Source organism: Pseudoduganella danionis (genome assembly GCF_009720775.1).
GTDB lineage: Bacteria > Pseudomonadota > Gammaproteobacteria > Burkholderiales > Burkholderiaceae_D > Rugamonas > Rugamonas danionis.
Genome location: NZ_WNKW01000002.1, coordinates 42,244 through 55,092 on the forward strand (window position 1 = coordinate 42,244; position 12,849 = coordinate 55,092).

At 59.6% G+C, this 12,849-nt stretch carries 11 protein-coding genes; 8 read left to right on the forward strand and 3 right to left on the reverse strand.

What is annotated here, in order from left to right; genetic code table 11:
* Positions 1 to 33: 33 nt before the first annotated feature.
* Complete coding sequence (locus GM655_RS08405; protein WP_155434239.1) at positions 34 to 2,700, forward strand: DNA topoisomerase III; 2,667 nt, start codon at positions 34 to 36, stop codon at positions 2,698 to 2,700.
* Positions 2,701 to 2,786: 86 nt separating this feature from the next.
* Here the strand turns inward: GM655_RS08405 and GM655_RS08410 are convergent, their stop codons facing one another.
* Positions 2,787 to 6,359 carry an ABC transporter permease/M1 family aminopeptidase gene (locus tag GM655_RS08410; RefSeq protein ID WP_155434240.1) on the reverse strand — a complete coding sequence of 1,191 codons (3,573 nt, stop codon included), beginning with the start codon at positions 6,357 to 6,359 and terminating at the stop codon, positions 2,787 to 2,789.
* 9 nt (positions 6,360 to 6,368) lie between these two features.
* Positions 6,369 to 7,262 (reverse strand): ABC transporter ATP-binding protein, encoded by an 894-nt coding sequence (locus GM655_RS08415; protein WP_155434241.1) that lies wholly within the window; start codon positions 7,260 to 7,262, stop codon positions 6,369 to 6,371.
* 244 nt (positions 7,263 to 7,506) lie between these two features.
* Between GM655_RS08415 and GM655_RS08420 the strand changes: the two genes are divergently transcribed.
* Both GM655_RS08420 and coq7 read left to right on the forward strand, forming a co-directional pair.
* On the forward strand, positions 7,507 to 8,001 hold the full coding sequence (locus GM655_RS08420; RefSeq protein WP_229632474.1) for a hypothetical protein: 495 nt from the start codon (positions 7,507 to 7,509) through the stop codon (positions 7,999 to 8,001).
* A 57-nt stretch (positions 8,002 to 8,058) separates the two neighbouring features.
* Complete coding sequence (coq7, locus tag GM655_RS08425) at positions 8,059 to 8,697, forward strand: 2-polyprenyl-3-methyl-6-methoxy-1,4-benzoquinone monooxygenase (protein WP_155434242.1); 639 nt, start codon at positions 8,059 to 8,061, stop codon at positions 8,695 to 8,697.
* 39 nt (positions 8,698 to 8,736) lie between these two features.
* Here the strand turns inward: coq7 and GM655_RS08430 are convergent, their stop codons facing one another.
* Positions 8,737 to 9,159: an OsmC family protein gene (locus tag GM655_RS08430; RefSeq protein WP_155434243.1), complete on the reverse strand. Its 423-nt coding sequence runs from the start codon at positions 9,157 to 9,159 to the stop codon at positions 8,737 to 8,739.
* Between the two features lie 273 nt (positions 9,160 to 9,432).
* Here GM655_RS08430 and rplM point away from each other — a divergent pair, with 273 nt between their 5' ends.
* The 5 genes from rplM (at position 9,433) to erpA (ending at position 12,846) form a co-directional block, all read left to right on the forward strand.
* Positions 9,433 to 9,861: a 50S ribosomal protein L13 gene (rplM, locus tag GM655_RS08435; RefSeq protein WP_155434244.1), complete on the forward strand. Its 429-nt coding sequence runs from the start codon at positions 9,433 to 9,435 to the stop codon at positions 9,859 to 9,861.
* A 9-nt stretch (positions 9,862 to 9,870) separates the two neighbouring features.
* A complete protein-coding gene (gene rpsI / locus GM655_RS08440) occupies positions 9,871 to 10,263 on the forward strand; it encodes a 30S ribosomal protein S9 (protein WP_154382826.1) in 393 nt (130 codons plus the stop codon).
* A gap of 147 nt (positions 10,264 to 10,410) precedes the next feature.
* Complete coding sequence (locus GM655_RS22940) at positions 10,411 to 11,124, forward strand: PEP-CTERM sorting domain-containing protein (RefSeq protein ID WP_229632475.1); 714 nt, start codon at positions 10,411 to 10,413, stop codon at positions 11,122 to 11,124.
* Positions 11,125 to 11,220: 96 nt separating this feature from the next.
* On the forward strand, positions 11,221 to 12,258 hold the full coding sequence (argC, locus tag GM655_RS08450; protein WP_155434245.1) for an N-acetyl-gamma-glutamyl-phosphate reductase: 1,038 nt from the start codon (positions 11,221 to 11,223) through the stop codon (positions 12,256 to 12,258).
* 225 nt (positions 12,259 to 12,483) lie between these two features.
* Entirely contained in the window at positions 12,484 to 12,846 is a 363-nt protein-coding gene (erpA, locus tag GM655_RS08455; RefSeq protein WP_155434246.1) for an iron-sulfur cluster insertion protein ErpA, read from the forward strand.
* The last annotated feature ends 3 nt before the right edge of the window (positions 12,847 to 12,849 follow it).

Genomic DNA, 12,849 nt, shown 5'->3' on the forward strand with positions numbered 1-12,849 from the left:
GACCCCAAAAGTGTTAAAAACGAGATACAGAATATGACAAAAACCCTCATCATCGCCGAGAAGCCATCTGTCGCGAACGACATCGCGAAGACGCTGGGCGGCTTTACCAAGCACGATGAGTACTTTGAATCCGACGAGTTCGTGCTGTCCTCCGCCGTCGGTCACCTGCTGGAAATCGCCGTTCCGGAAGAACATGATGTGAAGCGTGGCAAATGGAGTTTTGCCCACCTGCCCATGATTCCGCCGTATTTCGCGCTCAACCCTATCGCCAAGACGGAAGCACGGCTCAAGGTACTGAACAAGCTGATCAAGCGTAAAGATGTCACCACCCTCATCAACGCATGCGACGCGGGCCGCGAAGGGGAGCTGATTTTCCGCTTGATCGCGCAGAACGCCAAGGCCAAGCAGCCAGTCAAGCGGCTGTGGCTGCAGTCGATGACGCCAGGCGCGATCCGCGAAGGTTTTGCCCATCTGCGCAGCGATGAAGACATGATGCCGCTGGCCGATGCCGCACGCTGCCGCTCGGAAGCGGACTGGCTGATCGGCATTAACGGCACGCGTGCCATGACGGCGTTCAACTCGAAAGAGGGCGGTTTCTACCTGACCACCGTAGGCCGGGTGCAGACGCCGACGCTGTCCATCGTGGTCGAGCGCGAAGAGAAGATCAAGAAATTCGTGCCGCGCGACTTCTGGGAAGTGCGCGCCGAGTTCGTCTGCGCTGCCGGCGTGTACGAAGGCCGCTGGCTGGATACCAAATTCAAGAAGGACGAGAACGATCCGGAGAAACGCGCCGAGCGTCTGTGGAGCAAGACCGCCGCCGATACGATTGCGCTGGCCGTACGCGGCAAGCAGGGCAAGGTCACGGAAGAAGCCAAGCCGACCACCTCGATGGCGCCGGCCCTGTTCGATCTGACCAGCTTGCAGCGCGAAGCCAACTCGCGCTTCGGCTTCTCGGCCAAGAACACGCTGGGTCTGGCACAGGCCCTGTATGAAAAGCACAAAGTACTGACCTATCCGCGTACCGATTCGCGCCATCTGCCGGAAGACTATATGCCGACCGTGAATCAGGCGCTGGAAGTGGTCAAGGAAAATCCTAACTACCACCAGTTCGCCAAGCAGATACTGGACAAGGGCTGGGTCAAGCCGAACAAGCGGATCTTCGATAACACCAAGATTTCCGATCACTTTGCGATTATCCCGACCACTATCGCGCCTAAGAATCTGTCCGAACCCGAGCAGAAGCTGTACGACCTCGTGGTGCGCCGCTTCATGGCCGTGTTCTTCCCTGCGGCCGAGTTCCAGGTCACCACGCGCTACACGGAAGTGGCGGGCCATCAGTTCAAGACTGAAGGCAAGGTGATGACCAATCCGGGCTGGCTGGCCATCTACGGCAAGGAAGCCGATAACAAGGACGGCGCTGCTGACGGTGAAGCCAAGGGCAATTTGGTGCCGGTCGCCAAAGGCGAATCGGTACTGACGGATCAGGTACATGCCAACGGTCTGGTGACCAAACCGCCAGCACGCTACACGGAAGCGACGCTGCTGTCGGCCATGGAAGGCGCGGGCAAGCTGGTGGAAGACGATGAACTGCGCGACGCCATGGCCGGTAAAGGTCTGGGTACGCCAGCGACGCGGGCGGCCACCATCGAAGGCTTGTTGACGGAGCGCTATCTGCTGCGCGAAGGGCGCGAACTGATGCCGACCGCCAAAGCGTTCCAGCTGATGACCCTGCTGCGCGGTCTGGGCGTGAACGAACTGACGGCGCCGGAGCTGACGGGCGAGTGGGAATACAAGCTGTCGCAGATGGAAAAGGGCAAAATTTCGCGTGATGAATTCATGCGCGAAATCGCCCAGATGGCGCAAGTCATCGTCAAGCGTGCCAAGGAGTACGACAACGACACCATCCCCGGCGACTACCATACGCTGCACACGCCATGCCCGAATTGCGGCAGCGTGGTGAAGGAAAACTATCGCCGCTTCGCCTGCACCAAGTGTGATTTCTCGATGAGCAAAACGCCGGGCAGCCGCCAGTTCGAAATCGAGGAAGTGGAACAGTTGCTGAAAGACCGTACCATCGGTCCGCTGCAGGGCTTCCGCTCCAAGATGGGCCGTCCGTTTGCCGCCATCCTGCGCATCGTGCGCGATGAAGACATCAGCAACTTCAAGCTGGAGTTCGACTTCGGCCAGAACGATGATGCCGAGGATAGCGAGCCGGTCGACTTCACGGGCCAGACGCCGCTGGGTAGCTGCCCGAAATGCCAGGGCGGCGTGTACGAAATGGGGCTGGCCTATGTGTGCGAAAACACCATGGCCAAACCCAAGACGTGCGACTTCCGTAGTGGCCGCATCATTCTGCAGCAGGAAATCCTGCCCGAGCAGATGGCCAAGCTGCTCAACGATGGCAAGACGGATCTGCTGCCGGGCTTCGTCTCGCAGCGCACGCGCCGTCCGTTCAAGGCTTTCCTGACCCGCGGCAAAGACGGCAAGATCAGCTTCGAGTTCGAAGAGCGCAAAGCCAAGGCACCGGCCAAAGGCAAGGCTGCTGCGGCGGCGGCCGATCAGGCGGTAGAGGGTGCAGACGAGGGCGCAGCGGCACCGGCCAAAAAGCCGGCCGCCAAGAAAGCCACGCCGGCCAAGGCAGCAGCAGCGAAGAAGCCTGCGGCCAAGAAAGCGCCGGCCAAGAAAGCCGCTGCCAAATAAAAACACGGGGTCAGGTCGGGCATTGGCGCAGAGCTCGCTACGAAATTTAGCGAACTCTGCGCCAATGCCCGACCTGACCCCGATTTTTAGAGCGGCAGCAGTTCGACGTTGATCATGTTGTCGCGCGGCTTGCGGTCGATCAGCTTGTTGTCGGGATCGATGCCGGCCTTGGCCGGACGGCCGTTGACGATCACCGTGTACAGATTATCCTTGTGGGTTATCAGCTTGCGCTCGCGGTACAGGCTGTTGCCGTCCTTGTCGTCTATGCCCACTTCTATCCAGTCGCGCAGCAGCATGTCCATTTCGGCGCCCTGTTCGTTGGCGCGCACCTTGGCAGCGCTGACGCTGAAGGCCACTTCGTAGCGTCCGTCCGGCAGGCGGCGTGCGCTGGCCGAGATGGCATGGTTCTCGTACAGCACGATCTGGTTGAACACATCGTCGATCAGGTAGGCGTAGTCGGGCGGGGTGATCTTGCGCAGCGCTTCCACCAGCACCGTCACCGAAGGATAGGGGCCGGCGCGGTGGTGGTATTCGGCCAGCATCTCTTTCAGCGCCGCGTTGATGCGCGTCTCGCCTATGGCTTCCTGCAACTGATACATGGCCAGACTGCCTTTGCGGTACTGGATGTAGTTCTGGTTTTCATTGTCGGCCAGCGGCAATTCCTTTTTGCGCTCAATCGCACGGCCCATCAGATACTGCTCGAGGTCGTAGCGCAGGAAGCGCCGCATGCGCTCGGGCCCGACGTTTTTCTTCATCACCATCAGGGCTGAATATTCGGCCAGCGTTTCGCTCAGCACGGTAGCGCCACGGGTGTTGCCGCCCACCAGCTGATGGCCCCACCACTGGTGCGCCACTTCGTGTGCCGTGACGTAGAACGGGTAGTCGACGTCTTTGGGGTTGCGCTCATTTACCTTGGCAATGAAGCCCAACGCTTCCGAATAGGCGATGGTGGTGGGCAGCGATTGCGCATAGCTGGCGTAGCGGGGGAACTCGACGATGCGTACCAGCTTGTTCTGGTAGGGGCCGAAGTTGCGCGTGTAGTAGTCCAGCGCTTCCTTGATGCCCTTGTTCATGCGTTCGAGGTTGTAGCTGTGGCCGGGGTGGTAGTAGAGCTCGATGCTGACATCCTGCCACCAGTCGCGCTTGACCTGATAGCGCGCCGACTGGAACGCGTACAGATTGAGGATGGGCTGCTCCATCCTGTAGTGATAGTAGTGGCGCTCTTTGCTGCTCCATTGCTTGACCAGCGTGCCCGGTGCGATCGCGATCTGGTCGGCGCTGGTGCTGACGGTGGCATCGAAGCTGATCCAGTCGGCGTCGTTGCTGACGTTGTTGTTGGCGAGGCCGGCAGCATCGTCACGTGGCGGCAACTGGTCGCGCGCTGGCAGGCCGTGTTTCTTGCGGTCGCCCGCATCCTGCAGTTCCAGTGCGCTCTGGTAGCCGATATGCGGCAGCACCTGATTGCTGAAGAACGTACCGTTGGCGATCACGGGCGTTTCCTCGCCCAGTCCCAGTATGCCTTGCGGCTGGTAGGCCAGATCAAAATCCATGGCCAGCTTGTCGCCCGGCGCCAGCGGCGTGACCAGTTTGTAGCTGTAGAAGCCCAGAACAGTGTCGCGCAGACCGGGACGGCTGGCCTGACTGAAGCGTACGTTGAAGCTGGTAGCCTTGTGGTCCTGATACACGATCACATCGGTGACGGGCTGGCTGCCCTTGTTCTGCAGCAGGTAGCGGCCTTTGACGGTTAGCGCGCGCTGGGCTGGTTCGATCGCCACGTCCAGCTTGACGTCGGTGATGCGGGCCTGCGGCAGCGCCAGATACTGGCGGTACTGGCGTTCGTAGCTGGCACGGTCGGCATCCTTCTGGTAGGCCGATTCGTAGCGGTTGGCCACGTGGGTGTTGTAGTACAGCAGGCCCCCCGTGCCGCCGAATACCAGCAGGCCCAGTGCCAAGCCGGCCAGTACTGGCGGCGTCAGGCCATGGCGCGCCAGTTGCAAACGCTGCGCCCAGCTATGCGGTGTGCCGCGCGACCAGAACAGCAGCGACAGCAGCACCAGCACGATGGCGGCGCCACTCCAGTACAGCAGGAACCAGTTTTCGCGCGTCAGGTAGTGGCCGTAGCCATTCATGGCCGAGTAGATGAAGCTGGGCGTGTTGCCGAAGATGAGCATGGGATCATCGATGCCCAGCGAGCTGCTGGCGATGCTGAGGATGTAGTACACGATCATGGCGAAGTAGGCCACGTAGCGCTGGTTGATCAGCACCTGCAGGGCGATGGCCAGCACGGCATGCAGGGCATAGCCGGGCAGCAGCACGAGGAACAGGTGGCGCGCATACAGGCCCGGTTCGAGCAGGAAATAACCCTGCGCGATCTGGATGCTCATGCCGCATAACATCACCACCAGCATCAGCAGCGCCTGCAGGCCGATCAGGGCCAGCAGCTTGGAGAACAGGGGCAGCCAGTTGGGGATGGGCAGCGCATCGAACATCTGGCTCACGTGCGCCTCGCGCTCGCGCCAGACCAGCTCACCCGCATAGAAAGTGGTGATGATGAACATGAACAGCGCGAACGTCTCGCTGATCGACTCGAGCACCAGATAGGTGACGGGGTAGGTGGCGGTGCCGTACAGCGAGCCCAGTTCCAGCGAACTGGCATACATCATCAGCACGCCGGCCAGGACGATGACGAGGAAATAGATGTTCTTGGTGCTTTCGCGTAAATTCATCCAGCTCATCTTGGCCAGCAGCAGGCTCAGGCTGCGGCTGGCGAAGTCGGGTGCCTGACGCGTCTGTTCGGCCGTGCTGCTGAGCGGACGCGCTTCTTCGCCTTCGCTGCGGGCGCGGCCCGTATCGAGGCTGGCGATGAAGTGGAAGCGCCAGTAGCCGGCCAGCAGACCGACGATGGCGAAGGACGCCCACATCAGGCGGTTGACCAGATACACACCCTCGGGCCAGAACATGCGGGTATTGCGTTCGATGATGGGCCAGTATTCCGTCACGCGCCCCACGGCCATGGTGCCGAACGGGTCGATCAGCGCAGCCAGGGTCTTGTAGTCGAGGTCGCGCGCCAGACCGGGCGCCACCAGATAGGCTACCAGCATCACCACGCTGGAAATATACACGGGCAGCATGCGCCGGCTCAGCGCGGCCAGCATGAAGAACACGGCGCCGAAGATCAGGATATTCGGCAGCACGACCAGCAGATACGGCATCAGATAGGCCAGCAGGCTGGGCTCGGCCAGCTTGTCGGGATCGATGCCGGGCAGATAGCGGCCCAGCCAGGCACCGAGCATGATGCTGGTGAATATGATGGCCAGCGTCAGATAGGCGCCGAGGAAGCGGCCGAACATATACTGGGCTTTGCTGATGGGCGCACTGAAGAAGAAGTGCTGCATGTCATATTCGAAATCCTGCTGCACCGAGCGGCCCATCATGGCGGCGATCACCACCACGCCGAACGAACCCAGATAGCTGGCCGTCAGCATCAGCGAGCGCGGCGAATCGATCATCACGCCGCCGAAGCTCACATTGGCCTGTTTCAGCGCGCCGCCGGCCGCCGCCATCCACAGCAGGGCCAGCGCGAAGAAGCCGGCGAAATACACCCAGGTGGAGAGCAGCTTGAGGCGCTGACGCGCTTCAAAGGAGGCGATGGCGAACATGATCTATCCTTAGCTGCACTGACTGTCGGCCTGATGGCGGCCGGAAATCGTGGCGAAATACACATCTTCCAGATCGCCCAGAGTTTCTTCGAAGCCGTCGCCCGGATCGTTTTCGCTATACACGTGGATCAGCGTGCGGCCCGACAGCAGGCGCGAGGAAATTACCGGGTGGCGCAACTGGAACGAGGGCAGGTCGCGCTTGTCGATGAAGCGGGCCCAGATCTTGTCGCTGACGTCATGGATCAGTTGCTGGGTGGGGCCGCACAGCAGCAGATGGCCTTTGTTGATGATGGCCATGTTGGCGCACAGGTCGGCCACGTCGCTGACGATGTGGGTCGACAGGATCACCGTCTTGTCTTCGCCGATGTCGGACAGCAGGTTGTGGAAGCGCACGCGTTCCTGCGGGTCGAGGCCGGCCGTCGGTTCGTCGACGATGATCAGCTTGGGATCGCCGAGCAGGGCTTGGGCGATGCCGAAGCGCTGGCGCATGCCGCCCGAGAAGCCGCCCAGCCGCTGGTGCCGCACTTCGAACAGATTGGTCTGCTGCAGCAAGCCGTCCACCACTTCGCGCCGGCGCGCGCGGCTGGACAGGCCTTTGAGTTCGGCCAGATGGTCGAGCAATTCATAGGCCGTGACTTTCGGGTACAGGCCAAAATCCTGCGGCAGATAGCCGAGCAGGCGGCGCACGGCATCTTTTTCATCAAGTACATCAATATCGTCGAGGAAGACGGAACCGGAATCGCATTCCTGCAGGGTGGCGAGGGTGCGCATCAGCGTCGACTTGCCGGCGCCATTCGGGCCCAGCAAGCCGAACATCCCGGTCGGGATGGTCAGCGAAATATTGTCCAAAGCGACAACGCCATTGGCGTAGGTCTTGGACAGGTTGCTGATACGTAATTCCATACGAACTCCTGTGGCGGGCCTGGCCCTATTTCTACGTAGCTATACACTTTACATAGATGGCATTGTATTGAACTTGTGCAGGACATGGGCGCGGATTGCGATAGTCGGCATAAAGATTGCGCCAAGATGCAAAAAAGCCCACCTGGACGGCAAGCGAATACTTGCGCTGAGGAAATGCCAACACTGTGCTGCAGTTTCGCATGGATTCATATCCGCACAGCATCGATTATGGGAAAATGGGCAAATGAATCCGGAACTCCAAGAAAAGATACTGGCCGTTACCCGCTGTGGCGTGGACCGGCACGAAGCCACCGGCTTTTTCCGCGTGGCGCTGGGACTGTATTACCTGTCCGGCCTGATGACCAAGGAAACCCTGGATTTCAAGCGGCTGGACCGCCAGTTCAACCGTTTCATCTATCACACCATCGGCAAGGGCCATAGCATCACCAGCATCCTGCAGTACATGAGCGGGGAAAAAGTGGTGCCGGTACTCGAATCCAAGCGCTTTCTGCGCGCATTCGGCGAATACTGCACGGAAGTACCAGTGGAGAACATACCCTTCCTGCTCGGGTTGAATCTGAGCGTGGCAAAAGATATCTCCAAGATCGATGTGCGCGGCCCCGTGGCCGATTACATCGAACGCCAGCGCCAGTTGCGCGAGGCGGCGGAGGAGGCTGCTCAGGCGGCTGCTCAGGCAACCCCAACGGCAGCGCCGGATGCAGGGGCTGAGCGCGACTAAGCGTGAAAATCAGCGGCTGCGCCGTATAATATGCGCTTCCATATTCTCGAGTTCGCCATGGCTTACAAGCACACCCCACTGGATCGTTTCATCTCTGGCGCCGACAAGGCTTTGCGTGTGATCACGGGTGTGGCCTCGGCTTCGCGTCCGACGCCGGCCCTGCACATTCCTGACGCGCAAATGAGCGACGCCGAGCGCCGCCATAGTGCCGGTCTGATGCGGGTCAACCATGTGGGCGAGGTGTGCGCGCAAGCGCTGTACAACTCGCAGGGCCGCTTTGCCAAGACCGAGGAAATCCGCGCCCAGTTCGAGCAGGCCGGCCGCGAGGAAGAAGACCATCTGGCCTGGACGGCCCAGCGGCTGGAAGAGCTGGGCTCGCATATCAGCGTGCTCAATCCGCTGTTCTATGCAGGCGCGTATGCGCTGGGCACGGTGGCAGCCGTGATCGGCGACGGCGCCAGTCTGGGCTTTGTGGTGGAAACGGAACGTCAAGTCGAAGCCCATCTGGAAAGCCATCTGCAAAAACTGCCCGAGCAGGATGGCCGCTCGCGCGCGATTGTCGACCAGATGCGCATCGATGAAATCGAGCACGGTGCCGCCGCACAGGCGCTGGGCGCAATCAATACGCCAGCACCGGTGCAGGCCGTGATGGCGGTGATGGGCAAGGTGATGACCAGCACCGCTTATTACATCTAAGATTACAGCTAGGCGCAGCCGCCTAAAACGGCATCCAGATCAAGCTTCGACAATCTCGAAGGAGTGGGTGATGTTGGCGGTTTTCGCCAGCATGATGGAAGCCGAGCAATATTTTTCGTGCGACAGCTTGACGGCACGTTCCACCGCTTCCGGTTTCAAGTCTTTGCCCGTCACGGTGAAGTGGAAATGGATGCTGGTGAAGACCTTCGGTTCCGTCTCGGCGCGTTCGGCTTTCAGCGTGCACTCGCAGCCGCGGACATCGGCGCGGCCTTTTTTCAGGATCAGCACCACGTCATAGGCCGAGCAGCCGCCCGTGCCGAGCAGCACCATTTCCATAGGGCGAGGGGCCAGATTGTGGCCGCCGCCTTCCGGTGCGCCATCCATGTTGACCAGATGGCCGGAACCCGTCTGTGCCAAAAAACTCATGCCCGTCGGGCCATTCCAGCTAACTTTGCATTCCATCGTGCTCTCCGCGTGTAAAGGTTGGCCGTATTGTAATGGACTGGCGCAGGGCTGGCAGGCCGCCGCCCCGTAATCGGGGCGGAACTGCGGTCCAGCGCAGAAAAATGCCGGCCTACGGGCCGGGAAAGCGCATCCAGCCTTGACTTGCGACGGATTTGGCGTTTATACTTGTCGGCTTTCCATTCGCTCAGGAAAGTAAATAAGAAGGCCGAGTCCGCTGAAGCTGTGGCGGAACCACCATTTGAGCGTGTTTCAATTAATTAGGAAGTCAACATGAAAACTTTTTCCGCCAAGGGCCATGAAGTCCAGCGCGATTGGTTCGTGATTGACGCGACGGACAAAGTCCTCGGACGTGTTGCCAGCGAAGTGGCACTCCGACTGCGCGGCAAACACAAGCCAGAATTTACTCCTCACGTCGACACCGGTGACTACATCGTCATCGTGAACGCAGGCAAACTGCGCGTGACCGGCACCAAAGCAACCGAGAAGACCTACTACCGTCACTCGGGCTACCCAGGTGGCATCTACGAGACCAACTTCCTGAAAATGCAACAGCGTTTCCCAGGTCGTGCTCTGGAGAAGGCCGTTAAGGGCATGCTGCCTAAAGGCCCACTGGGCTACGCAATGATCAAGAAGCTGAAAGTGTACGCTGAGGGTACTCACCCACACGCTGCTCAGCAACCTAAAGCACTCGAAATCTAAGGAACTGACATGATCGGTAACTACAATTACGGCACCGGCCGTCGCAAGAGTGCAGTAGCTCGTGTGTTCATCAAAGTTGGCACTGGCCAAATCATCGTCAACGGCAAACCAGCTGCTGAATACTTCTCCCGTGAAACCGGCCTGATGGTAATCCGTCAACCGCTGGAACTGACCGGCAACGTTGAACGTTTCGACATCAAAGTCAACGTACACGGCGGCGGTGAGTCGGGTCAAGCAGGTGCAGTTCGTCACGGTATCACCCGCGCTCTGATCGACTACGATTCGGGCCTGAAAGGTGACCTGGCACGCGCTGGCTTCGTAACCCGCGATGCACGTGAAGTTGAACGTAAAAAAGTTGGTCTGCGCAAAGCACGTCGCGCAAAACAATTCTCGAAGCGTTAATCGCTTTTGGTCGACACGGTCTCTGCACCGTGTCTTCCCTGCGGCAGCCGCCACGCCCTTGGGTCTGGCGGCTGTTGTGTTTTCTGGGGTTGTTAAAGCTTTAATTGGCTGTCATAATTGAAACTTTCCCCATTCGAAAATACGTCCATGAAACGCTTCTTGTCTGCTGTTCTGCTGGCCGCCACCGTTGTGGTCGTGCCCGCCCAGGCCCAATCGTCGGCAACTGCCGGGATCGACGGCTATACCCACTGGTCGCAAACTCCCCTCAATTCGACCGACTACAACAACTACCCGACCTTCAGTTTCACTTCGCTCCAGAGCGACACGACGGTGCGTTACTTCGCCAATCTGAACGCGGTGCCGGTAGAACTGAAGGGCAGCAGCGCGGATTCCCTGAGCACTTATTTGCCGGTTGGTAGTAACAATGCGCTGGCAGTTTCGTCCAATGTAACGAACTCGGCCGAATCGTGGGCGGACCAGGGACTGGTCTACAGCAGCGCCAGCACCAAGATCACTTTTATTGCCAGCAATGGTTACACCGAATTCTCCATACCCCTGATTGCCAGTGTCATGACGATGAATGGCGGCTGGGGGCACGCCAATGTCTCGGTAACGGGGGCGGTGTTTGTGGGCGGCCGGTTCATTCCGCTGTCCTACAACCTGGAGACCAGCACGGGCAGCCTGCACGAGACCATGCGCGGCGCGTTTGACACGGCGACGGGCGCGACGGCCTACGGCTATCTGAATATCGTTTCGCAATCCTGGGCCAACGCCCCGACGCCGGTGCCGGAGCCTGCTACCTACGGCATGCTGCTGGCGGGTCTGGGCCTGCTGGGCCTGGTGCGCCGCGCACGTCGCTAAACTGATGTGAGGCGCGGCGCGTGGCGCCGCTACCTGATAAAATGGCGGGTCATGCGCGCATGACGCGCCATTTTTCTTTTGTAAGGGACAAACAACATGATCAAAGTGGGCATTGTTGGCGGCACCGGTTATACCGGCGTGGAATTGCTGCGACTGCTGGCCGTTCATCCTGATGTAGAGCTGACAGCGATTACGTCGCGCAAGGAAGACGGTTTGCCCGTGGCCGACATGTTCCCGTCGCTGCGCGGCCGCGTGCATCTGGCGTTTTCCTCGCCCGACAAAGCGGATCTGCGTCAGTGCGACGTAGTGTTCTTTGCCACCCCGCATGGCGTGGCCATGGCGCAGGCGCCGGAACTGCTGGCCGCCGGCGTGAAAGTGATCGATCTGGCGGCCGACTTCCGTATCAAGGATCGCGCCGTGTTCGAGCAGTGGTACAAGATCGAGCACACCTGCCCGGGACTGCTGGAAGAAGCGGCCTATGGCCTGGCCGAACTGAACCGCGACGCGATCAGCAAAGCCCGTCTGGTGGCCAATCCGGGGTGCTACCCGACCACCATGCAACTCGGCTACTACCCGCTGCTCAAAGCCGGCGTGATCGATGCTGCCGGCCTGATTGCCGACTGCAAATCGGGCGTCTCCGGTGCGGGTCGCAAAGCGGAAATTGGTACGCTGTTCTCGGAATCCAGCGACAACTTCAAAGCCTATGGCGTGGCCGGTCACCGCCACACGCCGGAAACCGTGGCGCAACTGCAGAAATTCACCAGCGCGCCGGTGGAACTGGTGTTCACTCCGCATCTGGTGCCTATGATACGCGGCATGCACTCGACGCTGTACGGCCGCCTGACGCGCGACATCAGCAATGAGGAACTGCAGGCGCTGTTCGAAGAGCAGTACAAGGATTCGGCGTTTGTCGATGTGATGCCGTTCGGTTCGCATCCGGAAACCCGCTCCACCCGTGGCTCGAATATGTTGCGTCTGGCGCTGCACCGTCCGGGCAATGGCCGCACCGTAATCGTGCTGGTGGTGCAGGATAATCTGGTCAAAGGCGCATCCGGTCAGGCAGTGCAGTGTATGAATCTGATGTTCGGTCTGGCAGAAAACACGGGCCTGACCCAGATCGCGCTGCTGCCATAATAAAAGGTTGCGCAATCGGCGACACTTTGCTTGTAAAAGTGTCGTTTGTGCGGGGTGCGGCTGCAGGGCACGACGCAGTGTGAAAAACCATGTTCACACTAGGGGATAAGAGGCATGAGCACCGGTCTGCCCCCTGTGGCAGGCGGGTGGAAAATGATGCTTCCAAATGCATGATTTTCGCCAAAGGTCTATAATGGATCAAATTGTTCTACCTAGGAGTCTGAAATGAACGCTGTCGCCGACGCACAAGATGTAATGCCAGCACCAATTATCTTCACCGATAGCGCGGCTGAAAAAGTCGCTCAACTGATCGAGGAAGAGGGCAATCCGGATTTGAAACTGCGCGTATTCGTACAGGGTGGCGGCTGTTCCGGCTTCCAGTACGGTTTCACCTTCGATGAAATCGTCAACGAAGACGACACCACCATGGTGAAAAACGGCGTTCAGTTGCTGATCGACTCGATGAGCTACCAGTATCTGGTGGGCGCCGAGATCGACTACAAAGACGATCTGGAAGGTGCGCAATTCGTGATCAAGAACCCAACTGCGAGCTCGACTTGCGGCTGCGGTTCCTCGTTCTCGGTCTAAGGA

What these genes read in the sequence shown, in the direction of transcription:
- GM655_RS08405 (WP_155434239.1), top strand. Translation starts at nt 34, where the DNA reads ATGACAAAAACCCTCATCATCGCCGAGAAGCCATCTGTCGCGAACGAC.
- GM655_RS08410 (WP_155434240.1), bottom strand. Translation starts at nt 6,359, where the DNA reads ATGTTCGCCATCGCCTCCTTTGAAGCGCGTCAGCGCCTCAAGCTGCTC.
- GM655_RS08415 (WP_155434241.1), bottom strand. Translation starts at nt 7,262, where the DNA reads ATGGAATTACGTATCAGCAACCTGTCCAAGACCTACGCCAATGGCGTT.
- GM655_RS08420 (WP_229632474.1), top strand. Translation starts at nt 7,507, where the DNA reads ATGAATCCGGAACTCCAAGAAAAGATACTGGCCGTTACCCGCTGTGGC.
- coq7 (WP_155434242.1), top strand. Translation starts at nt 8,059, where the DNA reads ATGGCTTACAAGCACACCCCACTGGATCGTTTCATCTCTGGCGCCGAC.
- GM655_RS08430 (WP_155434243.1), bottom strand. Translation starts at nt 9,159, where the DNA reads ATGGAATGCAAAGTTAGCTGGAATGGCCCGACGGGCATGAGTTTTTTG.
- rplM (WP_155434244.1), top strand. Translation starts at nt 9,433, where the DNA reads ATGAAAACTTTTTCCGCCAAGGGCCATGAAGTCCAGCGCGATTGGTTC.
- rpsI (WP_154382826.1), top strand. Translation starts at nt 9,871, where the DNA reads ATGATCGGTAACTACAATTACGGCACCGGCCGTCGCAAGAGTGCAGTA.
- GM655_RS22940 (WP_229632475.1), top strand. Translation starts at nt 10,411, where the DNA reads ATGAAACGCTTCTTGTCTGCTGTTCTGCTGGCCGCCACCGTTGTGGTC.
- argC (WP_155434245.1), top strand. Translation starts at nt 11,221, where the DNA reads ATGATCAAAGTGGGCATTGTTGGCGGCACCGGTTATACCGGCGTGGAA.
- erpA (WP_155434246.1), top strand. Translation starts at nt 12,484, where the DNA reads ATGAACGCTGTCGCCGACGCACAAGATGTAATGCCAGCACCAATTATC.